Source organism: Pseudonocardia sp. HH130629-09 (genome assembly GCF_001294645.1).
Lineage (GTDB): Bacteria > Actinomycetota > Actinomycetes > Mycobacteriales > Pseudonocardiaceae > Pseudonocardia.
In genome coordinates this window covers 5,334,284-5,360,039 of the sequence record NZ_CP011868.1, presented here as the reverse complement: position 1 = coordinate 5,360,039, position 25,756 = coordinate 5,334,284, and the positions used below count along the sequence as shown (strand labels likewise).

The following is a 25,756-nucleotide window of genomic DNA, read 5'->3' as shown; positions in this document are numbered from 1 at the left end:
CTCAGGGCCGGCGGGGCCCGGTCGAGCCCCGGACCACCAGGTCGGTGGGCAGGACCAGCGGGTCCTTCCGGACGGGGCCCGGCAGCAGCATCGACGCGGCCGCACTGCCCTTCTCCCGGTGCGGCTGCCGGACGGTCGTCAGCGCCGGCCGCGCGAGTGCCGCTCCCGGGACGTCGTCGAAACCGACCACCGACAGATCCCCCGGCACGTCCAGCCCGAGCGACAGGGCCGCGTCGAGCACCCCGAGGGCGAGCTCGTCGCTCATCGCCAGCACCGCGGTCGGCCGGGGGTCGCGCGCGAGCAGCACGTGGGCGGCCCGCCGGCCCGCGTCCCGGCCGTAGGGGGCCCGCTCCTCCACGACCGCCGCGTCGTGACCGAGGTCGGCCTCGGCGAGCGCGTCCCGGTACCCGGCCATACGTCGACGGGTGCCCAGGAAGTGGGCGGTGGCCTCCCGCTCGGGCGACGGGCGACCCTCCCACCCGTCGGGGTGCATCGGCATGGCGACGACGCCGAACCGGCGGTGCCCGAGGTCGAGCAGGTGACGTGCGGCGGCGTGGGCCGCGGACCGGTCGTCGATGCCCACGTGCCCGGCGCCGTCGTGCGCGGGGCCGTCCACGACGACGAACGGGAGCCTGCGTTCCCGGATCGTCTCCAGCGCGGCCCCGTCGGGCAGGTCGCAGTAGCAGATGACCCCGTCCACCAGGGCGACCCGCGCGATCGGCCCGCTCGGGCCGGGGATCAGGACCAGCGCGGAGTCCTGCTGCCCGCAGACCTCGCTGATGCCCTGCAGCAACAGGGAGGCCGCGGGATCGGCGAAGGCGAACGACATCGGGTCCTCCAGGACGACGCCGATCGCCGCGATCCGCCCCCGCGCGAGGGTCGCCGCGACCGGGTTCGGCCCGGCGTAGCCCAGCTCGTGGGCCTTGCGGAGCACCTGTGCCCGCAACTGGGCACTGAGCCTGTCCGGACGGTTGTAGGCGTTCGACACCGTCGCCCGGGAGACACCGAGCGCCTCGGCGATCGTCGCCAGCGTGACCCGGCCGGCCCCCGTCCCGTTCCTGCCCACCCGACCAGTCTCCCGCGTGCGGTCCGCCCGACCCGGACAGGACCCATGAAGTGAAGCGGTTCACTATCCGACCCACCAGCAGAGCCGCGAGCTCTTGTGATCCGTCAGATTAACCGGTTTAGTATACGGATGCGATGGTGGCGACGGAGCACGACGACACCGACGGGGACCGCCGCGTCGGACGACGACCGGGAGACCCGGATCCGGCGACGGCTGCACGCGGTCGAGACCGAGCGGCTCGAGATCCTGCTGGACGAACGGGTCCCGGGCCGCCGTCACCGGCTCGACGCGCTGGCCCTCGCCCACGCCGACCTGCTCGACGACCTCACGGCGCTGGGGGCCGACCCGCCCCCGGCGGCCGTCCGTCACCGGACCCCGTGTCCGGAGGCGGACAGCTGCCGATGATCCCCCGGGCCACCCGGCCGGGCGATCAGTCCTCGGAGTCGGTGCCCGCCAGCGGGCGCCCCTCGGTGAAGTGCGGGACGAGCCGGTTCTCGTACATCGTCAGCGCCGACCCGATGGCCATGTGCATGTCGAGGTACTTGTAGGTCCCGAGCCGCCCGCCGAACAGCACGTTCCGGTTCGCGGTCTCCTTGCGCGCCAGCTCGCGGTAGCGCTCCAGCTTCGCCCGGTTCTCCGGGGTGTTGATCGGGTAGTACGGCTCGTCCCCGGACTCGGCGAAGCGCGAGTACTCGCGCACGATCACCGTCTTGTCCTTCGGGTAGTAGTCCCGCTCCGGGTGCATGTGCCGGAACTCGAGGATGCGGGTGAAGGGGACGTCGGCGTCGTTGTAGTTGATCACCGAGGTGCCCTGGAAGTCGCCGGTCGGCTCGACCGACATCTCGAAGTCCAGGGTGCGCCAGCCGAGCTCGCCCTCGGCGTGGTCGAAGTAGCGGTCCAGCGGGCCGGTGTAGACGACCGGGACGTCGGCGGGCAGCTGCTCGCGCACCGCGAAGAAGTCGGTGTCGAGGACGACGTCGATGTTGTCGTGCGCCGCCATCCGCTCCAGCCACGCCGCGTAGCCGTCGGTCGGCAGCCCCTCGTGGGTGTCGTTGAAGTAGCGGTTGTCGTAGGTGTAGCGGACCGGGAGCCGGGTGATGATCGAGGCATCCAGGTTCTTGGGGTCCGTCTGCCACTGCTTGGCGTTGTACCCCTTGATGAACGCCTCGTAGAGCGGGCGCCCGATCAATGAGATCGCCTTCTCCTCCAGGTTCGTCACGTTCGCGGCGTCCACCTCGGCGGACTGCTCGGCGATCAGCGCGCGCGCTTCGTCGGGGGTGTGTGCCTTCCCGAAGAACTGGTTGATCAGCGCGAGGTTCATCGGGAACGCGTAGACCTGCTCGCCGGCCCGGGCGAACACGCGGTGCTGGTAGTTCGTGAAGCTCGTGAACCGGTTGACGTAGGCCCACACGCGCTCGTTCGAGGTGTGGAACAGGTGCGCGCCGTACCGGTGGATCTCGATGCCGGTCTCCGGCTCGGCCTCGGAGTAGGCGTTGCCGCCGATGTGGTTCCGGCGCTCCAGGACCAGGACGCGCTTGCCGAGGCCCTCGGCGACCCGCTCGGCCACCGTGAGTCCGAAGAACCCGGACCCGACGACGATCAGGTCGTAGCTGCTCAGGTCGTAACCGTTCAGGTCGGCACTGTCGACGCTCACGGCCATCGAGGGTAGGGCAGGCGTGATCCGGGGCACCCGGCGGCTTCGGTACCCTCGCAGGCAGGTCGGAGAAGCGGACGTATCCGGCACCGTCGTGGCCCGAGGAGAAGATGGCGTGAGCTGGTCGTCCGCCGTCCCCCTGGTGGTGCTGGCCGCCGCCTGGGTCACGCTCCCGGGTCTGGTGGTCGGCCTCGCCGCCGGTCTGCGCGGCATCGCCGCCTGGGGCGCCGCCCCGATGCTGTCGGTCGGCGTGATCGCCGGTTCCGCGGTCGGCGCGAGCTTGCTGGGCGTGCCCTGGAGCGGGGCCGCCCCGGCCATCGCGGCGGCGGCGTTCGCGCTGCTCGTGGTGGGTGTGCGACGGCTGGTGATCGGCCTCCCGCTGCTGCCGCGACCCACCGTGGTGAGGGCCGCTGCCCAGGAGTCGCTCCGGACGCCGCTCCGCGGCGGACCCGACCGGCGCTGGACCGGGCTCGCGGCACTGACCGGGCTGGTGACCGCCGGCGCGCTGGGGTTCAGCGCGGCCGTCCGCGGGATGGCCCGGCCCGACGCGCTGTCGCAGACGTTCGACGCGAACTTCCACTACAACGCCGTCGCCCGGATTCTCGGGACGCACGACGCCTCGTCGCTCACCGTCGGCGGCCTGGTCAACTCCCCCGGCTTCTACCCCGCGGCCTGGCACGACGTCGTCTCGCTGGTGGCGCCGCTGGCCCCCGGCCCCGGCGAGATCGTCGTCGCGTCGAACGTGGTCGCCCTGGTCACCACGCTGCTGGTCTGGCCGCTGTCGGTGCTGTTCCTCGTGCGGACGCTCGTCGGGCGCTCGGCCGGTGCTGCGCTCGCCGCCCCGGTGCTGGCACTCGGCTTCGTCGCGTTCCCGTGGACGCTGGTCACCTACGGCGCGCTGTGGCCGAACCTGCTCGGCGTCTCCCTGGTCCCGGCCGCGCTGGCGGCGACGGCGCTCGCCGCGCGTCCGGGGCTCGGGCCGGACCCGGTGTCCCCCGCCCGGCCGGGGCCGCTCCCCCCGGGACGGGTGGCGCGCTGGTTCCCGGCGGTGGCCGCCGTCGTCGCGCTGGGGTTCGCGCACCCGAACGCGTTGTTCGGCGCGGTGGTCGTCGCGGTGCCGCCGATCCTGTGGGGACTCGTGGGCGCGGTGCGCCGCGGGCTGCGCGGCGGCACGTGGCCCACCGTGCGCGCGGTCACGGCGGTGCCGGTCGTACTCGCCGCGCTCGGCGGCGTCGGCTGGTTCATGTTCGCCTCCCCCGCCCTGGACGGGATCCGCGGCTACTACTGGGAACCGGAGTTCTCGGTCACCGACGCCGTGTGGAACGCGGTGCTGCACAGCCCCGAGGACAACGCCCCGGCCTGGTCGATCGCGGTGCTCACAGTGGCCGGCGCGGTGTGGGCGCTACGCCGGGCCCGGACGTCCTGGCTGGTCCCGGCGCACCTGATGGTCTGCACGCTCTACGTCATCGGCGCCACCACGTGGTCCTCGGTGTGGACCGGGGTCTGGTACAACGACTCGCCCCGGATCGCCGCGCTCGTCCCGGTCACCGCGGCCCCGCTCGCCGCGCTCGGCCTGGTCGCGCTGTGCTCGCTGGCCCGCAGCCTCGCCTGCCTGGTACGCGACCGCCTCACCCGGGCCGCACCCGCCGTCGCCGGGCTGCCCCGGCCGCGGGCCGCGGTGCTCGTCGCGATCGGGGTGATCGCGGTCGTCGTCACCTCGGGTGGGCTCTACCAGCGCTCGCACGTCGACTCGCTCGCCGCGATCTACCAGACGCCGGAGGAGGTGCTGGTCGGCCCGGAGCAGGCGCGGTTCCTGCGCGAGGCGGGCGAGCTGCTGCCCTCGGACGCGGTGGTGGCGCAGAACCCGTGGGCCGGTACCGCGATGCTGTGGCCGCTCACCGACCGGCAGGTGCTGTTCCCGCACCTGACCGGGGTGTGGTCGCCGGACCAGCAGGTCATCGCCGAGCGGCTGCGCGACGCGTCGAACGACCCCGCGGTGTGCGCGGCCGTCGCCGAGACCGGGACCGGGTACGTGATCACGGCACCGCCGACGTTCTGGCAGCCGGACCCGCTGGCGCTGCAGTGGCCCGGCCTCGACGACCTCACCGACGCCGACGGGTTCGAGCTGCTCGCCCGCGACGGCGACAACGCGCTCTGGCGCATCACCGCCTGCGACGCCGGTCGGGCCGTCGGTTCGTGACCACCCGGTCGGGCACGGGACCGGCGGGGCCGCACGGCCGCCGGTAGTCTCCGAGACCGGCCAGCGCCGGGAATCGGGTCCGGTGGGTCGTCGACGGCTCCGGGACCGGCGCCGGGAGAGGAGCCGCGACCTCGATGGCCGGACCCACCTGGCTGTCCGCGCTACCCACCGCGCTCATCGCGGTGTTCTGGGTGGTCGGGCCCGGTCTGCTCGTGCTGCGGGCGTGCGGGGTCCGGGGCGTCACGGCGTGGGGTCTCGCACCGGTCGTGTCGACCGCGGTGATCTCGTCCACGGCCGTGCTGGGCACCCTCGCCGGGGTGCGCTGGGGGCCGTGGGTGCCGCTGGGCGTCGCGGTCGTGCTCGCACTGCTCGGCGGGCTGTTCAGGGCCTTCGTCGCCCGGCGGCCGCCCGGCAGCGCGCTGCACCGGGGCTGGCGGACGGCGCTGCGGTCGTGGGCCCCGGGACGGCGGCTCCGGGCCGCGCTGGACCGCGTCCGCACCCCGAGGGGCCAGTTCGCCAAGCGCCCCGAACCGATGACGGCCGCGATGCCCCAGGTGTGGCGGACCTCGGCCCAGCGGGCCGGCACCGACGGCCGCCGGGCGGGGATCGCCGCCGCGGCGGGCGTCGTCCTCGCGGCCGGGCTGGCGTGGTGGACGGTGGTGCTCGGCTTCGGCCCGGTGGACGGCCTGTCCTCGACCTACGACGGCGTCTTCCACTACAACGCCGTCGCCCACATCCTGCAGTCCGGCGACGCGTCGTCGCTGACGCTGGGGTCGCTGACGAACCCGTCGTCGGCGGTGGCGCTGTACCCGGCGGGCTGGCACGACCTGGTGTCGCTGGTCGCGATGCTGTCCGGCAGCGGGGTCCCGGTCGCGACCAACCTGACGGCCTGGGTCGTGGCGGGGGTGGTGTTCCCGCTGTCCGTGGCGGCGCTGACCCGTCAGGTCATGGGCCCGTCGGCCGGTGCCGCGCTGGCCGCGCCGGTGCTCGCGACCGGGTTCACCGCGCTGCCATGGGCGCTCATGTCGTTCGGGGTGCTGTGGCCGAACCTGCTCGGGGTGGCGCTGCTGCCCGGGTACCTGACGCTGCTGCTGGCCGTCGTCGGGGTGGCCGAGCGCAGCGTGATCGGCGCAGGCCGGGCGGCATTCACCCTGGTCCTGACACTCCCCGCGCTCGGTCTCGCCCACCCGAACGCGTTGTTCAGCCTCGCGGTGCTCGGCCTGTTCCCGGTGCTGTGGGGCATCGGCGTGCTCGCCCGGCGACGGCTGCTCACCCGCCGGTTCTGGCAGCCGGTGCTGGCCGCGGTCGGCGTCGCCGGGATCGTCGCCGCCGTCCTGTGGTTCATGACGGCCTCGCCGCTGACCGCCGGGGTCCGCAGCTTCGACTGGCCCGCGTTCACCGACGTGCCGACGGCGATCGGGCAGGTGCTGTTCAACTCCCCCAACGGCCGTCCCGAGCTCGTCGTGCTGTCGGTGCTGGTCGTCGTCGGCGCGGTGACCGCGCTGCGGCGCGTCGCGACCTCGTGGCTGGTACCCGCGCACCTCGCCTCCGGCTCGCTCTACGTGCTGGCCGCGGCCGACGACGGGAAGACCTCCGCCGCTCTCACCGGTGCCTGGTACAACGACTCCTACCGGCTGGCGGCGATGGTGCCCGTCACCGGGGCCGTGCTGGCCGTGGTCGGGCTGTGCGCCCTCGCGTCGGTCCTGCGCCACGTGCTGCTGCGGATCCCGCGCACCGCGGCCCTGGCGCGGCGCCGGGTGGTCGCCCCCGCGCTCGCGGCGGCGCTGCTCGCGGTCGTCGTCGCCACGACCGGCGGGATGTCGGTGGCGACGCACGCCGACGTCCTGGCCGGGCCGTACCGGCAGCCGACCGACCCGCTCCTCGAACCGGGGCAGCGCGAGTTCCTCGACGAGGTCGGCCGGATCGTCGGCCCCGACGACGTCGTGGCCGCGGACCCGTTCACCGGCGACGCACTGCTGTTCCCGCTGACCGGCCGCCGGGTCCTGTTCCCGCACCTCATCGGCAACTGGACCCCGGAGCAGACGCTGCTGGCGACGCGGTTCCGCGACGTCGGGACCGACCCGGCCGTCTGCACGGCGGCCGCCGACCTGGGCGTCGACTGGCTGTTGACGGGGCCGATCACGTTCTGGCCGAACCACGGCGGCGCCCGCTGGTACCCGGGTCTGCACGACATCGCACCGGTGCCCGGGTTCGAGCTCGTCGCGACGGGCGGGGGCCAGGAACTCTGGCGGCTGACGGCCTGCACACCGGGCGCGCCGGCCACCCCGCAGGCCCAGGCGTTCGCCCCGCCCGGTCCCGACGCCCCGTCCCCGTCCCCGTACGGTGGGTGACCCCCCGACGCCCTCGACGGAGCCCACGTGACCGAACTCCCCGAGTACGAACGCTCCCTGCGGATGGTCGAGCGCCGCAGGCTCGCGACCGGCTTCGCGAAGCAGATCGCGATCACCACCGAACCCGCTCTCGACGTGCCGTTCCGTGACGCACGGGTGGTCGATCTCGGCTGCGGGTACGGCTACACCGCACTCGAGCTCGCGGGCCTGTGCCGGGAGGTCGTCGGCATCGAGCCGAACGGTGCTCTGGCCGCCGAGGCGACCCGGCTGGCCGCCGAGGGCGGCCGCGAGAACTTCACGTTCCGTGTCCAGGGCATCGGCGACTTCGGCCACGGCGACGACGCCGGGGCCTTCGACGTGGCCGTGCTCGACAACGTCCTGGAGCACCTCGACGACCAGCCCGACGCGTTGGAGCGGATCGCGTCCTGCCTGCGGCCCGGCGGCGTCGCCTACATCCTGGTGCCGAACCGGTGGTGGCCGATCGAGGCGCACTACTCGCTGCCGTTCCTCGCGTGGCTCCCGCTGCCGCTGGCGACCCGCTACCTGCGCTGGTCGGGGCGCGGCAGCGACTACACCGACGCCAGCTACGCCCCGAGCTACCTGCGGATGCGCCGGCTGCTCGCGCAGCGAACCGATCTCGACGCGCGGTTCACCGTGCCCGGCGACGTGAGCCTCGCCGAGGGCGGCGGATCCCGGCTGTACTCGCTCGGGGTGGCGGCGCTGCGCCGGTTCCCGCCGCTGTGGGCGATCTCGAAGGCGTTCCTCGTCGTCGCCGTGAAGAAGAAGCAGCACTGACCGTGGCGCGACGGCTCCTCGCCGCGGCCGACCTGGTCGTCGGCCCGGTCGTCGCCGTCGGGGTGGTGGCCGTCGGGCTGCTGGTCGCCGACCGGATCACCGTCCCGGCCGGGTCGAACGTGGGCCTGGCGCTCACCGCGACCGGCGGGGCGCTCGTCGCGGCGGTGCTCGCGGCCGCGGCGTGGGCCCGGTCCCCGCTGGTCGCCGCGCCGCTGGCGTGGGTGGGGCTGGCGGCACTGCCCGCGGTGCCGCTGACACTGCTCCTGGCGAACACCCCGCACTACCTGTTCGGGGTCGGCGGCGACCAGCAGTTCCGGGTCGCGTTCCTGACCCGGTTCGCGGACTCGGCGCGGCTCGCGGACTTCGCCTACGCGGACATGCCGCCGTACTACCCGGCCGCGTGGTTCTGGCTCGGGGGGCGGGCGGCGGCGCTGCTGGGCGTCGACGCCTGGGCGTTCCACAAGCCGTACTCGATCGCGACGTTGGCGGCCACCTCCGTGCTGACCTACGCGTTGTGGGCACTGGTGACGTCCCGGCCGCGGGCGGTCGGGGCCGCCGTCGCCACCACCCTGGCCGGGTTCGTGACGCTGGCCGCGTACTCGCCGTACTCGTGGCTGACCGCGGCGCTCGTCCCGCCGCTGGCCGTGCTCGGGCTGCGTCTGGTGCGCCGGAGCGGCGCCTGGATCCGGACGGCGCTGCTCGCCGGGCTCGTCCTCGGGCTGGCCGCGGTCACCCACACCCAGATCCTGGTGTTCGCCGGGTTCGTGCTGACGGTGCTGGCCGCCGACGGGCTGGTCACCCGCCGCGCCCGGCCGGCGACGCTCGCGGTGACCGTCGTGGTGGTCGTCGCCGCAGCGCTGCCGCTGACCCTGGTGCACTGGCTCCCGTATCTGCTGGCCTCAGCCGGGCAGCCCACCTACAGCGCGGGTCAGCACTTCCTCGCCGAGGCGGGCTCGCGCTGGCCGCTGCCGATGCTGGAGGCGACCCCGGTCGGAGCGCTGTGCCTGCTAGGCACGGTGTGGGTCGTGGCGCGGTTCCGCACCGACCCGGTCGCGCGTGCCCTGGGGGTCACCGCGGCCTGCGGCTACGTCTGGTACCTGCTGTCGACGGCGGCGCTGGCGTTCGGGAGCACGCTGCTGGCGTTCCGCATCCAGCCGATCCTCACCGCGGCGCTGGCCTGCGGGGCGGTGTGGGCGGTCGTCTCACTGGCCGGCGTCCTGCGCGACCGGGGCGTCCGTGCCGGGACCTGCGCGGCCGTGGCGACGGCGCTGGCCGCGGCGGTCGTCGTCGGGCAGGTGCAGTCCGTCCCGGCGGACTACGCCTGGACCGGGACCGCGCAGGACTACCGCCCCGACGGGACGCGGCCCGACGGCTCACGGGACCCGGCGGACGCGAACGCCTGGCTCGGGGAGCTGCGCACCACGATCGACGGCCTGACCGGCCGCCCGCCGCGGGAGGTCGTCGTCGCGAGCGCGAACGCGACCCTGCACAGCTACGCGCCGTACTTCGCGTTCCAGGCGTCGCAGCCGCAGTACGCGAACCCGCTCGCGGACCACCCGGCCCGCACCGACGAGGTCCGCCGCTGGGCGGCCGCGGCCGACCCGGCAGGGCTGCTCGCCGCGCTGAACCGCGCTCCCGTACGGGCACCGTCGGTGTTCGTGCTGGACCGGGCCGGCGACGGGACGCTGCGGCTGCCGCTGGCGCAGGACCGGTTCCCCGACCCGCGCCAGGGCGCCGAGCCCGCGGTGTTCGCGCCGCAGCTGTTCGACGATCCGGCCTGGCAGCGCCGCGACGTCGGCCCGTACGCGGTGCTGGTGCGGGCCGGGGTGCCTCCGGTGCCCTGACGGCTCACACCTCGACGACGGTGATCACGTTGCCGTCCGGGTCGCGGAGCATGAACAGCCGCGGGACGCCGGGGGTGTCGGCGGTGGGCAGCGGCTCCAGATCGGCGACGCCGAGCTCGGTCAGCCGGGCGTGCTCGGCGGCCAGGTCGGGGGCCTCGACGCCGATCGCGCTGCCGCCGGGTTCGTCGTACATCGGCGGGTTGAGCGCGAGCCGGGCGGTCGAGCCGGGCGGGGCGACCTCGAGCCAGCGGTACTCGTCGTTCTCGCCGAACCGGGTGTCGCCGCGGACCTCGAACCCGAGCAGGCGGGTGTAGAAGTCCAGGGCGGCGTCCTGGTCGGCGACGGTGAACATGACGACGCCGATGTCGTTCAGGGTGGTGGGGCGCTGTGTGGGTGTGCTCATGCCCGGTAGGACCGCGGCGCGGGCGCGCACTCATCGGTGCGCGAGAATCCCGCGCATGTCGCCCGCGACCGACGACCGCGACACCGCGGACCCCACGAACGACGGGCGTCCGAGCCGGCGCCACCGCGACCCGCTCGCGCGCGCCGGCCGGTGGGCGACCGACCGGCCGGTGCTGCTGGCCGCCGCGCTCGTCGCGCTCGCGGTCGGGGTGTGGGCGTGCTGGTCGGTGACCGTCGACGACGCCTATATCACCTACCGGTACAGCGCGAACCTCGCACACGGTTCCGGCCCGACCTGGAACCCCGGGCAGGACCCGGTGGAGGGGTTCACGAACTTCACCTGGATGGTGTGGCACGCGCCGTGGGTGTGGCTCGGGGTGCCGCTGCCGGTGGTGTCGAAGCTGACCGCCGCGGCCTGTGCGGCGGCGATCGTGTGGGTGCTCGTCACCGAGCCCCGGACCCGCTCGGGTGCGGGGCTCGCGGCCGGGTCGTTCGTGTTGTTCCTGCCGACCTGGGTGCACGTCGACTCGGGCCTGGAGACCGCCCCGTTCGCGCTGGTCGTGCTGCGCGCGACGGTCCTCGCGGCCCGGCTGCTGCGCGACCGGGACGCGGCGGCGCGGAGTTGGGAGATCCCGGCCCTGCTGCTGCTCGCGGGGACGCTGCGCCCGGACGGCGTGCTCGGCGTGCTGCCCGCTCTGGCGGTGCTCCTGTGGGTGCGGCGCACCGACCGGTCCGTGTGGGTCGCGACCGCGGGGGCCGCGGTGGCCGGCGGGATCTACCTGGCCGCGCGCCGGGCGTACTTCGGGCACCTGCTGCCGAACACGTTCTACGTGAAGGTCAGGGTGGAGGCCGCCACCGACGGCCGCTGGATCCAGACGACGGCGGCCACCCTGCTGCCGCTGCTGGCGCTCGCCGTCGCCGCACTGCTGCGGCCGCGCACAGCCGCCCCGGCCGCGCTGGTGCTGGCGAGCTGCACCGCGCTGTGGATCATTCCGGCGCTGTCGGCGCCCGCCATGGACTACCTGTCCCGGTTCGCCTGGCACGGCTTCCCGATGCTGTGCCTGGCCGCGGCGTGGGCGCTCGACGGCGTCGAGGTGCGGCGGGTCGCGGCCGGTGCCGCCGCGGTCGGGGTCGTCTGGACGGCGGCGGCGGGCCTCCTCGCCCCGGACGCGCGGACCCTGGTCAACTACGGCGACGACCTGCGCCGCGCCCACATCGCGGTCGGGCTAGCGCTCGCCGACACCGACCTCCCGGAGGGCGAGCGGACCCTCGCGGTGACCGACGCCGGAGCCATGCCGTACTTCTCCGGCTGGCGGACCACGGACTACATCGGCCTGAACGACGAGCGGATCGCGCACGGCGCGAACCCCACCGACGTACTGCTGGCCGACGACCCGCAGGTCGTGGTGGTGACCAGCGGGTCACCGGTGCCGCCGCCGGGCTCGTGGCGGACCGACCTGCCGCGGGTCCTCGCCGGCCGCGAGCTCGTCGGCGTCGCGCAGATGCGCCCGACGTACTTCCAGCTCGTGTTCGCGAAGCCGGAGGTCGCCCCGCAGGTCCGGGCGGCGCTGGACCGGCGCCTCGCCGAGGGCCGCGCGGTCACCGACGCCCGTCTCGACCCCGGCTACTCCCGCTGGTTGGAGCGCATCCTCGGGCTCAGCTGAGGCGCCCCAGCACGTGCCCGCCGAGGGCGCGCAGCGCGGCGGCGTCGCGGCGCAGCACCGCCCCGGGCAGCTGGACGGCGGCGTTGAGCCGCGACGACACGTGAGCGCGGGCGGCGCGAGCGGCCCGGGGCAGCCCCCGGGCGTCCATCCGGTCCGCCTCGGCCGCGAAGTAGCGGCGCTCCTCGGCGAACCGGATCCCGGCGAGGGCGCCCGACCCCGAGTCGCTGGAGCGGTGGCGCCGGTAGTGGAAGCAGACGTGGTCGTCGACGACGATCGTGCCGCCGTCGGCGATCACCGCGACCGGCAGCGCCAGGTCGAACACGTCCGCGGACTCCGGCATCGTGACCCGCCGCACCGCATCGGTCCGCCAGCACAGCGACGGGTTGTAGAGCCAGTTCCCCCGCAGCAGGCTCACCAGCAGGTCCTCGCCGCCGACCGGGCGCGGGCCCGATCCGGACGGCGCGAGCAGCGCCTTGACCCGGTCGGCGAGCGGGCGGACCGGACGGTCGTCGGCGTCCATCACGGCGACGCCCGGCTGCACCACCGCGGTGTCGGGCCAGCGCTCGTGCAGCGCGAGGACGGTGTCGAGGTAGTCGGGCTCCATCAGGTCGTCGGCGCCCATCATCACGAAGTACGGCCGCTCGACCGCGTCGATGCAGCGCCGGTTGTTCGGCTGTGCGCCGAGCCGCTCGGGGTTGCGGCGGTACCGGATCCGGTCGTCGCCCAGGCCCGCGAACCAGGGGCCGATCGTGTCGTCGGGGTAGCCGTCGTCGACGACGGTGAGCCGCCAGTCGGTGCGGCGCTGCTCCTGCACGCTGCGGACCGCGCGACGCAGCAGCTCCGGGTCGCCGTAGAAGGGCAGCATCACGTCGACCGGCACGCACCGACGGTAGCGAGCGGCCGCCTGGCTAGGATCACCCGGCCTCACCAGCGACGACCCGGAGCACGGCGATGGACATCCAGAACCACTACTACGGCCACTCGGCCGTCCTCGCCGCCTACGCCGGACTGTCCCGGCCCCGGCACATCGCCGGTCTCCTGCAGCACGGCTGGACGGCGGTCTCGCCCGTCGCCGCGCACTTCGCGGACTTCCCGAAGGTCGGCACCGACCCCCGGCAGCGACGCCTGCTGGTGTGGTCGCACGGCTGCCGCGGCTGGTCCCCCACCGACGAGGACCGCACGACCACCCCGGTCGGCGCCCCGGTGCTCTACCTGGAGGCGCTGCTGCGCGCGCAAGGGTGGACGCCGTCGGACCGGCTCGGGCCGGTGTTCGTCCCGTTCCACGGCACCCGGCTGGTCCGCGTGACCGGCGCGCACACCGACCTCGCCCGCCAGGTCGCGAAGGTCGACGGCCCCTCGACGGTGTGCCTGCACCACGAGGACATGACCGACCCCGAGATCACCACGGCCTGGCGCGACGCCGGGCACACACTCGTCACCGCCGGGCGGCGCGACGACCCGCACTTCCTGCTGCGGATCATGCACCTGGTCGGGAACGCGAGCCGGGTCTCGTCGAACCGGCTGTCGACGGCCGTGCTGTACGCGGCCGCCGTCGGCACCCCGGCCGCGGTGTGGGGTGACCCGTTGACGTTCGGGGCGCAGTCGTCGTCGGCGGTGGACGAGCTGCGCGCGACCTGGCCGGAGTTCCACACGGCCGACCCCGCCGACGGGGCCCGCCCCGAGGTGGGCGCCACGGAGGCCGACGAGGCCGCGACCGCGCTCGCCCGCCGCGAGCTCGGCGCCGAGCACCTGCTCGACCCCGCCGCGCTGCGCACCGCGCTCGGCTGGGGCCGCGCACCGAGCGTCGGGCCCGGCCTGCAGTACTACGCGGCGTCGCCGCTGGCGAAGGCCGCGATGGTGCTCGGGCTGACGAAGCGCTCCGCGGCCAGCACGCAGGCCATGTCGGCGGGCAGCTCGAACCCGCTGCTGTGGCTGCGCCACCCGCTGGCCGCGCTGCCGAAGCCGCTGCCGCGCGGTCTGCCCACTCCGGTCACGACCGAGGAGCCCGTCGACGCCTGACCATGATCGGCGGAAGTGGAGCGGCGGACGCAGTCGACTGCACCCCGCGCTCCACTCCCGGCGATCATGACGGTCGGAAGATCCGGCGCACCAGCACCAGCAGCGCCACCCCGAGCAGCGCAGCCAGCACGAACCGCACCGACAGCCACAGCACGCCCTCGGACGGCAGCAGCACCCCGGCCCCGCACACGACGACGCCGGCGGCCAGCGGCCCTGCCAGCACCGCCTCCCGCCAGCGGGTCGGCGACACCCGGCGGCGCAGCAGCGACGTCCCGGCCGCCAGGGCCAGATAGATGAGTGGGAACCCGGCGGCGACCGCGGTCAGCGACCCGGTCCGGGCGAGCAGCACCGCCGCGACCACCCCGAGCACCAGGCTGACCGGGCTCGCGAGGGCGAGCCCGCCGCTGCGGCCGGACGCGAACACCAGGTGCACGTTGGCCAGGTAGACGACGCTGACCACGGCGCCGAGCGTCGCGACCGCGGTGACCGGCACCAGCTGTTCGGGGGCGAACGAGGCCGGGGCGAGGATCCGCAGCAGGAACGGGGCGAGCAGCGCGACCCCGCCTGCCAGTGCGGCGGTGACGACGCCGACGTCGCGGGCGGTGCGTTCCAGCGCGGCGCCGCGGGCATCGGGGGCGGTCCGGTAGATGACCGGCGCCCAGGCGTTGTTCAGCGCGGAGACGATCATGGCGGGGGCGGAGCCGAGGAGCAGCGCGATCTGCATGCGTCCGCCGTCGGCGACCCCGAAGTACCGGCTGACGATCAGGACGAGCGCGTTCTGCACGAGCAGCAGCGCAACCAGGTGCGGGACGGCGGGCAGCCCGATCCGCAGCGCCCGGCCGAAGTCGCCCCGCGCAGTACGCGGGCGGCCACCGCGCAGGGCCAGCGCGAGCCCGATCACCGCGGCCGCCAGGTAGCCGAGCAGCAGGCCGAACAGGTAGTCGTCGGCGTCGCTCGCCCGCCACGCGACGAGCGCGAGCCCGGCGAGCGGTCCGCCGAGCGTCGCCACTCCGGACATGACGACGAACGGCACCGGCCGGTCCTGCACCCGCAGGAACGCCTGGGCGTTGAGCACCACCACGAAGCCGGCGGCGGCGAGCCCGGCGAACACCAGCCCGGCGCGCCACGGCACCGACAGCACCGGCAGGCTCCACCACGGGCCGGCCAGCACCGCGAGCACGACCACCGCCAGCGACAGGGCGCTGCCCTGCAGCACCAGCGCCCGCGCGCCGTCGGTGCCCGAGCTCTCCAGGATCCCGTGCCGGGTGATCGACGACGCCAGGCCGAACCCGACGACCATGGCGCCGACCTGCACGAGGATCAGCCCGACGGCGACGACGCCGTACTCGGCGTCGCCCAGCAGCCGGGTCACGAACGGGGTGACGACGACGTTCGCCAGGATCGGGGCGACGCTGCCCAGCGTGTAGAGCGAGCCGCGCCCGAGCACCTCCCGGCTGGCGTCCACGGCGCTCACCCCGCGCTCACGCCGAGTGCCCGAAGAACTCCCGCACCAGGCCCGCGATCCGGTCGACGTCGGCGTCGGCGAGATCGGGGAACAGCGGCAGCGAGATCTGCTGGGAGTAGTACTCCTCGGCGTTCGGGCACAGGCCGCGGCGATAGCCGAGGTCGGCGAACACCGGGTGCCAGTAGGCGGGGATGTAGTTGACCTGCACCCCGATGCCGTGCTCGCGCAGGTGCTCGAACAGCGCGCGGCGGCGGCCGTCGAGCACGCGCAGCGGGTAGAGGTGCCAGGCGGGATCGGCGCCGTCGCGGCGGACCGGGGTGCGGACCTCGGGCACGTCGGCGAGCGCGGCGTCGTAGCGGGCGTGGATCTCCCTGCGCCGCGCGGTGAACGCCGCCAGCCGGGTGAGCTGGGAGGACCCGAGCGCGGCGAGCAGGTCGGGTAGCCGGTAGTTCAGCCCGAACGCGTGCACCTCCTGGTGCCACGGCCCCTCGTCGGGGAAGCGCTGCGCGTCCTTGTCGCGGACGAGGCCGTGGTTGCGGAACGACCGGGCGCCCGCGACGAGGTCCGGGCGCGGGGACACGACCGCGCCGCCCTCGGCGGTGGTGAGGTTCTTGGTCGGGAAGAAGCTCAGCGTGGTCAGGTCGGCCAGGTCGCCGACCGGGCGGCCGTGCCAGGTGCCGCCCACGGAGTGCGCGGCGTCCTCCAGCAGCAGGGCGCCGACGTCGTGTGCCAGCGACCGCAGCGGTCCCGCGTCGATCGGGTGGCCCGCGTAGTCGACCCCGGCCACGACGGTCGTGTTCGGTGTCAGCGCGGCCTTCGCCGCGTCCGGGTCGAGGTTCCCGGTGTCCGGGCTGACGTCGGCGAACACGACGTCCGCGCCGAGCAGTGCCGCGGCGCTCGCCGTCGCGACGAAGGTCAGCGGGGCGACCACCACGTCCTGGCCCGGGCCGACCCCGGCCGCGGCGTAGGCGACGTGCAGCGCCGCGGTCCCGCTGGTCACGGCCACCGCCGGGTTCCCGCAGACGGCCGCGAGGTCGTCCTCGAACCGGGTCACGGCCGGGCCGGTGGTCAACCAGTCGGTCCCCAGGACCGCCGTGACCGCCTCGACGTCCTCCGACGAGATCGACTGCCGGCCGTAGGGGAGCATCAGGCGCCGCCCATCAGTCGAGCGCCTCGACCATCGCGCGCAGCTGCTCGGGCGAGAGCCACAGGTCGTTGGTGTCCGACCGGTAGGCCTGCCCGTCCGGGACCGGCTCACCGTCGGCCGGGGAGGTGTAGCCCCAGCCCGCGATGTAGGGCTCCACGACGTAGCGGTCGGCCAGCTTGAGGGTCCGCCGCGAGTCGTCCGCGGCGATCATCTCCTCGTGCAGCTTCTCCCCCGGCCGGATCCCGATCTCGTGGGTCGCGGCGCCGGGGGCGATGGCCTCGGCGAGGTCGGTCATCCGCATCGACGGGATGCGCGGCACGTACAACTCCCCGCCCTGCATCGCGTCGAAGGAGTCGATGACGAACTGCACCGCGTCCGGCAGGGTGATCCAGAACCGGGTCATCCGCTTGTCGGTGATCGGCAGCGACTGGCCGTCGGCGGCGAGCTTCTTGAACAGCGGGACGACCGACCCGCGGCTGCCCAGCACGTTGCCGTAGCGGACCACGGCGAACCGGGTCTCGTAGGCGGCGGCGTAGTGGTTCGCGCTCACGAACAGCCGGTCGGCGCACAGCTTGGTGGCGCCGTAGAGGTTGATCGGGCTCGACGCCTTGTCCGTGGACAGCGCGACGACCTTCTTCACCCCGGCGTCGATCGCGGCCTCGACGACGTTCTGCGAGCCCTCGACGTTGGTCCGGATGAACTCGAACGGGTTGTACTCGGCCGTGTCCACCTGCTTGAGCGCGGCGGCGTGCACGACGTGGTCGACGCCGTGCATCGCGCGGCGCAGTCGCGGCTGGTCCCGGACGTCACCGAGGAACCAGCGCAGCCGCGGGTCGTTGTCGAACAGCGACCGGCACTCGTACTGCTTGAGCTCGTCGCGCGAGAGGATCACCAGCCGGCGCGGCTCGTAACGGTCGAGCAGGGTGCGGACGAAGGCCTTCCCGAAGGACCCCGTCCCGCCCGTGACCAGGACCGACGAGCCCTTGAGTACCGACATCACGCCTCCAGATCTGCGGAATCTCGTCCGCCCGGCATGATGGCACGCGATCGATCGGACGAATCGAAGCAGGTACGGGTGCGGGTCAACGCGGTCATCCAGGCGCGGACGGGGTCGACGCGGCTCCCGGGCAAGGTGCTCACCGATCTCGGAGGCACACCGGTGCTCGACCGGGTGGTCACGGCCGCCCGAGCCGCCTCCGGCGTCGACCGGGTCGTGGTCGCGACCTCGACCGCCCCGGGGGACGACGCCGTGGCCGAGCGCGCCGCGACGATCGGCGTCCCGGTGGTGCGCGGCTCCGAGGACGACGTGCTGGCCCGCTTCGTGCAGGCCGTCGACGAGCACCCCTGCGACGCCGTGGTGCGCCTGACGGCGGACTGCCCGCTGCTCGACCCGGCGCTGGTGTCGCTGGTCGCCGCGACCTGGCGGTCCGCGCCGGAGCAGGACTACGTCGCCACCACCCTGGTACGCACCCTGCCGCGCGGCCTGGACGTCGAACTCGCCCGCGTCGACGCGCTGCGCGCGCTGGCCGGCACCGCGACCGGGTACGACCGGATCCACGTGACCTCCGGCCTCTACGGAGACCCGGATCGGTTCCGCTGCCTCGGGCTCGTCGTCGCCCCGGCCGCCGACGACCTGCGCGTCACCCTGGACACCGTCGACGACCTGCACGCCCTGACCGGGCTGGTCGAGGCCCTGGACGGGCGCACCGGGTGGCGGGCGGTCGTCGACGTGCTGCGGTCGCGGCCGGACCTGGTGGAGCGCAACGCGCACGTCCGTCAGAAGTCCCTCGCCGAGGGGTGAGCGGGATGCGTCTGCTGCTGCGCTGCGACGCCGGACCGTCGACGGGGGTGGGGCACGCGGTGCGGTGTGCCGCGGTCGCCGAGGCGGCGCTGCTGTCCGGGCACGAGGTGTTCTGGTCGGGCCGGCTCGACGGGCTGGGCTGGCTGTGGTCCGGGCTGGTCCGGGAGCCCGGCCCCGTCCTGCCCCCGGCCGACACCGCCGGCGGGCTCGCAGCGCTGGCCCGTGAGCACCGGATCGACGCCGTGCACGTCGACCACTACCTGCTCGGCGACGACCTGCGCCCGGCCCTGAACGACGCCGGGGTCGTGCTGTCCACCGTGGAGGACTTCGCGACCGGCCGGCGTCCCGGTGACGTGGTGGTCGACCCGAACATGGGAGCCGAGGACCACCCCCGCCCCGACGACGGCTCCCCCGTCCTGCTCCGCGGCCCCGGCTACGCCCCGCTGCGGCTGACCGTCCGCCGTGCCCGCACCCGGCGGGCCCTGCGGGCCGCCGACGCCCCCGGCACCGGGCCGCCCCGCGTGCTGGTCGTCATGGGCGGGACCGACGCCGCCGGGCTGCTGCCCCGGGCGGTCGCCGCCCTCGCCGCCGCGGACGTCGCCGCCGAGGTCGACGTCGTCGTCCCCGGTGGGCGGCCCCTCGACCTGCCCGCCGACGGGCCGGCCACGTTCCGGGCGGTGCCGCCGCTGCCCGACCTGCCCGCCGCGATGGCCGAGGCCGACCTCGTCGTCAGCGCGGCCGGGACGACGGTGTGGGAGCTGTGCTGCGTGGGTGTCCCGATGGCGCTGGTCCGGGCCGCGGACAACCAGACCGAGGGCTACCGGACCGTCGTCGACGCCGGGGCCGCCGCCGGGCTGGGCGGGACCGCGGACCTCGCCGACCCGGCCGCCACCGCGGCCGTGCTGCACGCCCTGCTGACCAGCCCGCACGACCGCGCCGCGCTCGCCGACCGGGCCGCGACCGTCGTCGACGGCGAGGGCGCCGGCCGGGTCGTCGACGCCGTGGCCGCCGCGGTGGGGACGTCCGGTGGCCGGGAGGCACGCGTCGCCGCCGAGGGCCGGGTCCTCGCCCGGGTGGTCCGGGCCCGCCCCGCCGGTCCCGGCGACGCCGAGCTGCTCCTGGCCTGGCGCAACGACCCCGACACCCGTCGCTGGTCACGCAGCCACGACGCGGTCGACCTCGCCACCCACCGCCGCTGGCTCGCCGGCTCGCTGGACCGCGACGACCGGCTGCTCCTGGTCGTCGCCGACGCCCGGGGGACGATCGGCACCGTCCGCTGGGACCGGGACGGGAGCGGCTGGGAGGTCTCGATCACCGTCGCCCCGGAGCGCCGTGGCGAGGGGCTGGCCCTGCCCATGCTGCGGGCCGGGGAGGACGCGCTGCGGGCCCGGACCGGCGCCGGGACCCCGGTGACCGCCGTCGTGCACACCGGCAACGACGCCTCGGCCCGGCTGTTCGCCCGCGCGGGCTACGGCGAGCCCGGCACCCCCGACGCCGACGGATTCCGGACACTCCATCGCGTGCTGTGAGCGCTCGGCGCCGTGACGCAACCCGCACGACGCACCTCCGGCACGCCGACGTGACCTACCCTTCGCGCGTGTCCGGATCCCGTCCCGCGCTCCCCGCGGCCGATCTCGCCCGCGTGGTCGTGTTCGCCGCGTTCATCGCCGTCCTCGGGCTGTTCCCCGGCTTCGCCGGAGTGGCCGGGGTGCCGATCGTCCTGCAGAACGTCGGCCCGATCCTGGCCGGCGTCATCCTCGGGTGGCGGCTCGGCACGGCATCGGTCGCGCTGCTGCTGGTGCTCACCGCGGTCGGGCTGCCGCTGCTGTCCGGCGGCCGCAACGGCGCCGCGTTCTTCGGCCCCAGCGGCGGCTTCCTCGTCGGCTGGCTGCTGTCCGCGGTGGTCGCGGGCCTGATCGTGCAACGGTTCCGGTCGCGGTCGCTGCCCGTGCTGCTGCTCGCCTGCCTGGCGGGGCTGCTCGCCGACTACGTGATCGGCATGCCGTGGCTGGGCGTCTACATCGGCGACGTCACCGGCGGGATCGTGCAGTCCCTCGTCTTCGTGCCCGGTGACCTGATCAAGGTGGTGCTGGCCGCGCTGATCGCGTCGCTTGTGCACCGGGCCCTTCCGGACCTGCTGCCGGTCCGCCCTGCGTCCGAGTCCCGGGTCCGGTGAGCGGGGCCGGCATCGACGCCCCGGACGCCGACGACGACACGGCGCCCGTCGTCCCGGCACCCTGGCTGCCCCGGGGGCTGGCCGACGCCGTCGGAGCGGCCGGGGAACGGCTGTCCCGGCTCGGGGTGCGGAGCGGGCAGCGCGTCGTGCTCGACACCCCCACCCGGGCCCGCTGGGCGGTGCTGCCCTACCTGCTCGCCGCGGACCGGCTGGGCGCGGCGTCGCTGCTCGCCGACGCCGGCTGGACTGGCCGCGAACGCGACGCGGTGCTCTCCGACGCCGCGCCGCACCACGTCGTCGGCACCGACGGGCGGGCCGCGACCGCCGACGGCGGACCACGCACACCCGGCCTGTTCCTGCTCCCGACGACCTCGGGCAGCACCGGTTCCCCCTCCGTGCTGGCCCGCGACCGGCGTTCCTGGCGGATCGGGTTCGACATCCTCGGTGCGCTGCCCGGACCGGTCCTCGTGCCGGGGCCGCCGTCGTCGACGCTGTATCTGTTCGGGGCCCTGCACGCCCTGCACCACGGGCTGGGCCTGGTCACCCGCGGCCGGCTCGACCCGACCGATCTACCCGACGGCGGCTCGGTCCATCTCGTCCCCGCCCAGCTCTCCGCGCTGCTCGACGAGCGCGAGCGCCGCCCGGGCGGCCCGGCACCGCAGGTCGTGGTGTGCGGCGGTGCGCACGTCGCGCCCGGGATACGGGAGCGGTGCGCGCGGCTGCTGCCCGGCACCACGCTGCTCGAGTACTACGGCTCGGCCGAGCACTCGCTGATCGCCACCCGCCGCGACGACGGCCCGCTGCGCCCGGTCGAGAACGTGCACCTCACGGTGCGCGACGACGGGCTGTGGGTGGACAGCCCGCAGTCGGTGCGCGGCCGGTTCACCCGCGGCGAGCTGGTGCCGGCCGGCCCCGGTCCGACGACCGTCGGAGACCGCGCCGAGCTCACCGCCGACGGCGGCCTGACCGTCCTCGGCCGCGCCGCCACCACCATCTCCTCCGGCGGCACGCTGGTGGCCGCGGAGGAGGTCGAGCAGGTCCTGCGCGGCGTGCCGGGCGTCGGTGACGTCGTCGTCGCCGGGACCCCGCACGCGTCGCTGGGGATGGTGGTCACCGCGGTCGTCGAGGCCGGTGACGATGTCCCGGACCGGCGGGCGCTGCGCGCCGCGGCGCGGGCCGGGCTGTCCCCGGCGAAGCGGCCGCGCCGGTGGCTGGTCACCCGGGCGCTCCCGCGGCTGGGCTCGGGCAAGCCCGCCCGCGCCGCCGTCGACGCCGCGCTGCGCGACGGGACCCTCGATGCGGTCCCGCTCGGAGGCCCGGAGTGACCGTCCCCGGCAGCGCCACCACGGCCGACGCCCCGGTCGTCGTCGCCGCGCGACGCACCCCGATCGGCACCGCGGGTGGCGCGCTGCGTGCGGTGACCGTCGACGCGCTCGCCGCACCCGTGCTCGCCGCACTGGCCGGGGCCCTCGGCGGCCCGGTCGACGACGTGCTGCTCGGCAACGTCTTCGGCCCCGGGGGCAACCCGGCCCGGGTCGCGGCGCTCGCCGCCGGGCTCGGCGACGAGGTGCCCGGCATGACCGTGGACCGGCAGTGCGCGAGCGGGCTGGCCGCGATCCTCACCGCGGCCGCGGGGATCCGTGCCGGCGACGGCACCGGCTACCTGGCAGGCGGTGCCGAGTCCCCGTCGACCGCGCCCACCCGGACGTGGGCCGACGGCACCGTCTACACCCGCGCACCGTTCGCCCCGGCCGGTGACCCGGACCCGGACATGGGCCCGGCCGCGGACGACGTGGCGGCCCGGGCGGGACTGTCCCGCACCCGTCTCGACGCGTTCGCCGCCCGCAGCCACGCCCGCGCCGTCGACGCGCAGCGGGCCGGCCGCTTCGACGACGAGCTCGTCCCGGTCGACGGTGTCGGCGGGCCCCTCACCGCCGACGAGCGGCCCCGCGACCGCTTCACCGCCGACCGTCTCGCCCGGTTCCGCCCCGCGTTCACCCCCGACGGCGTCCACACCGCCGCGAACTCCTGCGGGGTGAACGACGGGGCCGCCGCCGTCGCGCTGGTGCCGGAGTGGCGACGCCGGGAGCTGGGTGTGCCCGGCCTCGCGCTGGTCTCGGCCGCGACCCGCGGCTGCCCTCCGGCCGACCTCGGCCTCGGCGCCGTTCCCGCGCTCGCCGCGCTGCGTGACCGGCCGACGACACCGGACGCCGTCGAGTTCACCGAGGCGTTCGCCGGGCAGGCGCTGGCCTGCCTCGACGCGGCCGGGATCGACGAGCACCTGGCCGGACCGGACGGCGGCGCGATCGCGCTCGGTCACCCATGGGGTGCCTCGGGCGCGGTGCTGGTCGTGCGGCTGTTCCACCGGCTCGTCGTGCAGGGCCGCGGTGAGACCGGGATCGCCGCGCTGTCCTCCGGCGGCGGCCTCGGCGTCGCGACGAGCTGGCGGGTGGTCCGGTGATCGAGTTCACCGACGTCGGGCACCGCTACGGCGAGCGCACCGTCCTCGACGGCGTCACCCTCGCCCTCGCCGAGCCCCGGGTCGCGCTGGTCGGGGCGAACGGCTCCGGCAAGTCCACACTGGCCCGGACCGTGAACGGGCTCGTCGCACCGACCTCGGGCACCGTGCGCGTCGACGGCCGCGACCCGGCCCGCGAGGGCGCGGCCGTCCGCCGCCGGGTCGGGTTCGTCTTCTCCGACCCGGACTCCCAGATCGTCATGCCGACCGCGGGCGAGGACGTCGCGTTCTCGCTGCGCCGCACCGTGCGCGACCGCGCCGAGCGGGCCCGGCTCGCCGCGGAGACCCTCACCGGGTTCGGCCTGGGCGAGCACGTGGAGCACCCCGCGCACCAGCTCTCCGGTGGGCAGAAACAGCTGCTCGCGCTGGCCGCGGTGCTGGTCCTCGACCCGGACGTGCTGGTCTGCGACGAGCCGACCACCCTGCTCGACCTGCGCAACAAGCGCGCCTTCGCCGAGCGGCTCGCCGGGCTGCGCCAGCAGGTCCTGCTCGCCACGCACGACCTGGACCTGCTCGACGACTTCGACCGCGTCGTCGTCCTCGACGGCGGGCGGGTCGTCGCCGACGACGAGCCCGGACCGGCCGTCGCGTACTACCGCAGGCTCTGCGGGTCGTGACCCCGCTGGGGCTCTACGCGCCCGGTGACAGCCTGCTGCACCGGGCGCCCGCCGGGCCGTCGCTGCTGGTGGTGCTGGCCCTCGCGATCGGGGCGGTGCTCACCGAGGATCCGCGGGTGCTCGGCGGGCTGTGCCTGGCCGTCGCCGCCGGCTACGTGGTGGCCCGGATCCCGTGGCACCGGGTCCGGCCGGTGCTGCGCACGCTGGTGCTGCTGGCCGTGCTGCTCGGCGTGGTCCAGTGGTGGCTGCTCGGTCCGGAGCGGACGCTGGTGATCGTGCTCCGGCTGCTCGCCGCGATGGGCGCGGCGACCCTGTTCACCCTCACCACCCGGGTGGACGACCTGGTCAGCGCGGTGGAACGCGGACTCGGCCCGCTGCGCCGGTTCGGTCTCGCACCCGAGCGCCTCGGCCTTCTCGTCGGACTGACAGTGCAGTCGATAGGAACCCTGTCCGGCATCGCGGGGCAGGTCCGGGCCGCGGCGAAGGCACGGGGGGCGGACCGGTCGCCGGCGGCGTTCGCGGTGCCCTTCCTGGTGCGCACGCTGCGGCACGCCGACGCACTCGGGGAGGCACTGGCCGCACGCGGGTGGGGCGACGAGGATGACGACCGATGACCGACCTGCGCGACCACGTGATCCCCCGTCCCGAGGGCGACCTGCACGTCCACCTCGCCGACGACGCCGGCCCGCCGGTGCTGCTGCTCTCCGGCGCCGGCCTGGACAACGCGCTGCTCAGCTGGCGCCACCTGATCCCCGCGTCGTCGCCCCCGACTGGCCGAAGCAGGGGCGCAGCCGGCCGTGGCACGGCAGGGCGACCCACGAGGTGCTGCTGCGCACGGTCGTCGACGTGCTGGACGACCTCGGCATCGAGCGGGCCGCCGTCGTCGGGCTGTCCCAGGGCGGCGCCCTCGCACTGGCGACCGCGATCGAGCACCCCGACCGGGTGGAACGGGTCGTCGCGCTGGCCCCGGCCGGGACGCTGAGCTTCCCGCCCGGGCTGCACCAGCTGCTGTGGCTGACCGCGCGGGTGCCCCTGCTGTCGCGGACCCTGCCGAACCTGGCCTTCCGCAGCCGGGCCGCGGTCACCGCGTTCGCCCGCCGCGCCCTGTTCGGCGACGCCGGCCGCGTGCCCGACCTGGACGAGATCGTCGACGCCGTCCTCGCCGAGGCCCGGTCCGGGAACGCGGGCAGCTCGGACTGGCAGAACGGCTCGATCGGGTTCCGCCGGATGCAGGTCGACCTGCGCCCCCGGCTCTCGGAGATCCGCTGCCCCGCGCTGTTCGTGCAGGGCGACCGGGACGCCGGCGTCCCCGTGGCGACCACGCGCGCGGCCGCCGAGGCCGTGCCCGGCGCCCGGTTCGTACTGCTGCCCGGGCGGGGCCACTGGTCGAACCGGGAGTCCCCGGACGAGGTGAACGCCCTGGTCAGGGACTTCCTGGACGGCTAGCGCTCGCCAGGCCGCGCATCTCGCGCAGCGCGTCGGCCAGCGTCCGCCCCTCCAGCGACGCCTGCACCGCCTGCTCCACGTCCGCGGTCAGCCCGGCGAAGTACGCAGCGGCGTGCGGCGTGACCGGGCAGACGTGCTCGGTCTCCGGGCTGCACGCCCAGATCGGCTTCTCCCCGACCGCGCAGCGGTGGATCTCGGCGAGGGTGATCTCCCCGGCCGGCCGGGCCAGCCGGGCACCACCGCTGCGCCCCTTCGTCGACTCGACCAGACCCGCGGCCCCGAGCGGCACGAGCAGCCTGCGCACGAGGCTCGAGTTCGTCCCGAGGGCCTCGGCGAGCCGCCCGGAGCTGACCGTCGACCCGTCGTCCTCCGCGGCCACGGCGAGGTAGAGCATCGCCTGCAGGGCACGGGAGAACCGGATGTCCAGCACGACGTCACCTCCCCGGTCGGAGCCTCAGACTACCTGCCCGGACGAAACGGCGATGGTCACTGTTGCATTTCGCCGGCCCATCTGTATCTTTGACAGGAACCATTTGACGCCTCCGCCCGGACCCGCCGACGTGCCTGGACGGCTCATCCCCCTGGAGTGCC

23 protein-coding genes are annotated in these 25,756 nt (G+C 75.3%); 15 read left to right on the top strand and 8 right to left on the bottom strand.

The genetic code is table 11. The features are described from left to right. Position 1 precedes the first annotated feature (1 nt). The gene (locus XF36_RS24945; protein ID WP_060713844.1) at positions 2-1,066 is read right to left on the bottom strand and encodes a LacI family DNA-binding transcriptional regulator; all 1,065 of its coding nucleotides are present in this window, start codon (positions 1,064-1,066) and stop codon (positions 2-4) included. A 129-nt stretch (positions 1,067-1,195) separates the two neighbouring features. Here XF36_RS24945 and XF36_RS24940 point away from each other — a divergent pair, with 129 nt between their 5' ends. Further along, positions 1,196-1,471, top strand: coding sequence for a hypothetical protein (locus XF36_RS24940; RefSeq protein WP_060713843.1), 276 nt, complete (start codon positions 1,196-1,198; stop codon positions 1,469-1,471). 25 nt (positions 1,472-1,496) lie between these two features. Here XF36_RS24940 and glf read toward each other — a convergent pair whose 3' ends face one another. Further along, positions 1,497-2,726, bottom strand: coding sequence for a UDP-galactopyranose mutase (glf, locus tag XF36_RS24935; protein WP_060713842.1), 1,230 nt, complete (start codon positions 2,724-2,726; stop codon positions 1,497-1,499). Between the two features lie 109 nt (positions 2,727-2,835). Here glf and XF36_RS24930 point away from each other — a divergent pair, with 109 nt between their 5' ends. The 4 genes from XF36_RS24930 to XF36_RS24915 all read left to right on the top strand — a co-directional run bounded on the left by XF36_RS24930 (position 2,836) and on the right by XF36_RS24915 (position 9,910). Next, complete coding sequence (locus XF36_RS24930; protein WP_060713841.1) at positions 2,836-4,920, top strand: DUF6541 family protein; 2,085 nt, start codon at positions 2,836-2,838, stop codon at positions 4,918-4,920. Positions 4,921-5,054: 134 nt separating this feature from the next. Further along, on the top strand, positions 5,055-7,271 hold the full coding sequence (locus tag XF36_RS24925; RefSeq protein WP_060713840.1) for a DUF6541 family protein: 2,217 nt from the start codon (positions 5,055-5,057) through the stop codon (positions 7,269-7,271). A 27-nt stretch (positions 7,272-7,298) separates the two neighbouring features. Continuing rightward, positions 7,299-8,066 carry a class I SAM-dependent methyltransferase gene (locus tag XF36_RS32755; protein WP_060713839.1) on the top strand — a complete coding sequence of 256 codons (768 nt, stop codon included), beginning with the start codon at positions 7,299-7,301 and terminating at the stop codon, positions 8,064-8,066. A 2-nt stretch (positions 8,067-8,068) separates the two neighbouring features. After that, positions 8,069-9,910 (top strand): arabinofuranosyltransferase, encoded by a 1,842-nt coding sequence (locus XF36_RS24915; RefSeq protein ID WP_060713838.1) that lies wholly within the window; start codon positions 8,069-8,071, stop codon positions 9,908-9,910. A gap of 4 nt (positions 9,911-9,914) precedes the next feature. On the opposite strand, the gene XF36_RS24910 is transcribed toward XF36_RS24915, so the two are convergent. Continuing rightward, a complete protein-coding gene (locus XF36_RS24910; RefSeq protein WP_060713837.1) occupies positions 9,915-10,313 on the bottom strand; it encodes a VOC family protein in 399 nt (132 codons plus the stop codon). Positions 10,314-10,368: 55 nt separating this feature from the next. Here XF36_RS24910 and XF36_RS24905 point away from each other — a divergent pair, with 55 nt between their 5' ends. Next, entirely contained in the window at positions 10,369-11,976 is a 1,608-nt protein-coding gene (locus XF36_RS24905) for a hypothetical protein (RefSeq protein WP_060713836.1), read from the top strand. Here XF36_RS24905 and XF36_RS24900 read toward each other — a convergent pair. After that, on the bottom strand, positions 11,969-12,856 hold the full coding sequence (locus XF36_RS24900; protein ID WP_060713835.1) for a glycosyltransferase family 2 protein: 888 nt from the start codon (positions 12,854-12,856) through the stop codon (positions 11,969-11,971). The two genes, XF36_RS24905 and XF36_RS24900, sit on opposite strands and share 8 nt — an antisense overlap. A 71-nt stretch (positions 12,857-12,927) precedes the next feature. On the opposite strand from XF36_RS24900, the gene XF36_RS24895 reads away from it, so the two are divergent. Beyond that, on the top strand, positions 12,928-13,995 hold the full coding sequence (locus tag XF36_RS24895) for a hypothetical protein (RefSeq protein WP_060713834.1): 1,068 nt from the start codon (positions 12,928-12,930) through the stop codon (positions 13,993-13,995). Between the two features lie 64 nt (positions 13,996-14,059). Here the strand turns inward: XF36_RS24895 and XF36_RS24890 are convergent, their stop codons facing one another. From XF36_RS24890 to pseB, 3 genes are read right to left on the bottom strand one after another with little or no spacing between them, the layout of a single operon-like run. After that, on the bottom strand, positions 14,060-15,469 hold the full coding sequence (locus XF36_RS24890; protein WP_060713833.1) for a lipopolysaccharide biosynthesis protein: 1,410 nt from the start codon (positions 15,467-15,469) through the stop codon (positions 14,060-14,062). 7 nt (positions 15,470-15,476) lie between these two features. After that, positions 15,477-16,607: a DegT/DnrJ/EryC1/StrS family aminotransferase gene (locus tag XF36_RS24885; protein ID WP_060713832.1), complete on the bottom strand. Its 1,131-nt coding sequence runs from the start codon at positions 16,605-16,607 to the stop codon at positions 15,477-15,479. Positions 16,608-16,620: 13 nt separating this feature from the next. Further along, positions 16,621-17,604, bottom strand: a complete 984-nt coding sequence (gene pseB / locus XF36_RS24880) for a UDP-N-acetylglucosamine 4,6-dehydratase (inverting) (RefSeq protein WP_060714961.1) — start codon at positions 17,602-17,604, stop codon at positions 16,621-16,623. A 78-nt stretch (positions 17,605-17,682) separates the two neighbouring features. Between pseB and XF36_RS24875 the strand changes: the two genes are divergently transcribed. The 8 genes from XF36_RS24875 (at position 17,683) to XF36_RS24840 (ending at position 25,165) form a co-directional block, all read left to right on the top strand. After that, positions 17,683-18,408: a cytidylyltransferase domain-containing protein gene (locus XF36_RS24875; protein WP_238589011.1), complete on the top strand. Its 726-nt coding sequence runs from the start codon at positions 17,683-17,685 to the stop codon at positions 18,406-18,408. A gap of 5 nt (positions 18,409-18,413) precedes the next feature. After that, positions 18,414-19,937, top strand: coding sequence for a bifunctional UDP-2,4-diacetamido-2,4,6-trideoxy-beta-L-altropyranose hydrolase/GNAT family N-acetyltransferase (locus XF36_RS24870; RefSeq protein WP_060713831.1), 1,524 nt, complete (start codon positions 18,414-18,416; stop codon positions 19,935-19,937). Between the two features lie 68 nt (positions 19,938-20,005). After that, positions 20,006-20,584 (top strand): biotin transporter BioY, encoded by a 579-nt coding sequence (locus XF36_RS24865; RefSeq protein ID WP_060713830.1) that lies wholly within the window; start codon positions 20,006-20,008, stop codon positions 20,582-20,584. Beyond that, positions 20,581-21,909: an AMP-binding enzyme gene (locus XF36_RS24860; protein WP_238589010.1), complete on the top strand. Its 1,329-nt coding sequence runs from the start codon at positions 20,581-20,583 to the stop codon at positions 21,907-21,909. The genes XF36_RS24865 and XF36_RS24860 overlap by 4 nt, the downstream gene beginning before the upstream one ends. Continuing rightward, positions 21,906-23,045 (top strand): thiolase family protein, encoded by a 1,140-nt coding sequence (locus tag XF36_RS24855; RefSeq protein ID WP_060713829.1) that lies wholly within the window; start codon positions 21,906-21,908, stop codon positions 23,043-23,045. The genes XF36_RS24860 and XF36_RS24855 overlap by 4 nt, the downstream gene beginning before the upstream one ends. Next, positions 23,042-23,719 (top strand): energy-coupling factor ABC transporter ATP-binding protein, encoded by a 678-nt coding sequence (locus XF36_RS24850; RefSeq protein ID WP_060713828.1) that lies wholly within the window; start codon positions 23,042-23,044, stop codon positions 23,717-23,719. The genes XF36_RS24855 and XF36_RS24850 overlap by 4 nt, the downstream gene beginning before the upstream one ends. Beyond that, a complete protein-coding gene (locus XF36_RS24845) occupies positions 23,716-24,333 on the top strand; it encodes an energy-coupling factor transporter transmembrane component T family protein (protein WP_060713827.1) in 618 nt (205 codons plus the stop codon). Before XF36_RS24850 ends, XF36_RS24845 begins: the two co-directional genes overlap by 4 nt. After that, a complete protein-coding gene (locus tag XF36_RS24840) occupies positions 24,320-25,165 on the top strand; it encodes an alpha/beta fold hydrolase (protein WP_202968444.1) in 846 nt (281 codons plus the stop codon). Before XF36_RS24845 ends, XF36_RS24840 begins: the two co-directional genes overlap by 14 nt. Here the strand turns inward: XF36_RS24840 and XF36_RS24835 are convergent. Continuing rightward, positions 25,143-25,595, bottom strand: a complete 453-nt coding sequence (locus XF36_RS24835; RefSeq protein ID WP_060713826.1) for an RrF2 family transcriptional regulator — start codon at positions 25,593-25,595, stop codon at positions 25,143-25,145. The two genes, XF36_RS24840 and XF36_RS24835, sit on opposite strands and share 23 nt — an antisense overlap. Between the last annotated feature and the right edge of the window lie 161 nt (positions 25,596-25,756).

Bases quoted from the DNA above. Each gene is read 5' to 3' on its own strand.
- XF36_RS24905 (WP_060713836.1), top strand. From the start codon at position 10,369: ATGTCGCCCGCGACCGACGACCGCGACACCGCGGACCCCACGAACGAC.
- XF36_RS24940 (WP_060713843.1), top strand. From the start codon at position 1,196: ATGCGATGGTGGCGACGGAGCACGACGACACCGACGGGGACCGCCGCG.
- XF36_RS24840 (WP_202968444.1), top strand. From the start codon at position 24,320: ATGACGACCGATGACCGACCTGCGCGACCACGTGATCCCCCGTCCCGA.
- XF36_RS24895 (WP_060713834.1), top strand. From the start codon at position 12,928: ATGGACATCCAGAACCACTACTACGGCCACTCGGCCGTCCTCGCCGCC.
- XF36_RS24870 (WP_060713831.1), top strand. From the start codon at position 18,414: ATGCGTCTGCTGCTGCGCTGCGACGCCGGACCGTCGACGGGGGTGGGG.
- XF36_RS24925 (WP_060713840.1), top strand. From the start codon at position 5,055: ATGGCCGGACCCACCTGGCTGTCCGCGCTACCCACCGCGCTCATCGCG.
- glf (WP_060713842.1), bottom strand. From the start codon at position 2,726: ATGGCCGTGAGCGTCGACAGTGCCGACCTGAACGGTTACGACCTGAGC.
- pseB (WP_060714961.1), bottom strand. From the start codon at position 17,604: ATGTCGGTACTCAAGGGCTCGTCGGTCCTGGTCACGGGCGGGACGGGG.
- XF36_RS24885 (WP_060713832.1), bottom strand. From the start codon at position 16,607: ATGCTCCCCTACGGCCGGCAGTCGATCTCGTCGGAGGACGTCGAGGCG.
- XF36_RS24910 (WP_060713837.1), bottom strand. From the start codon at position 10,313: ATGAGCACACCCACACAGCGCCCCACCACCCTGAACGACATCGGCGTC.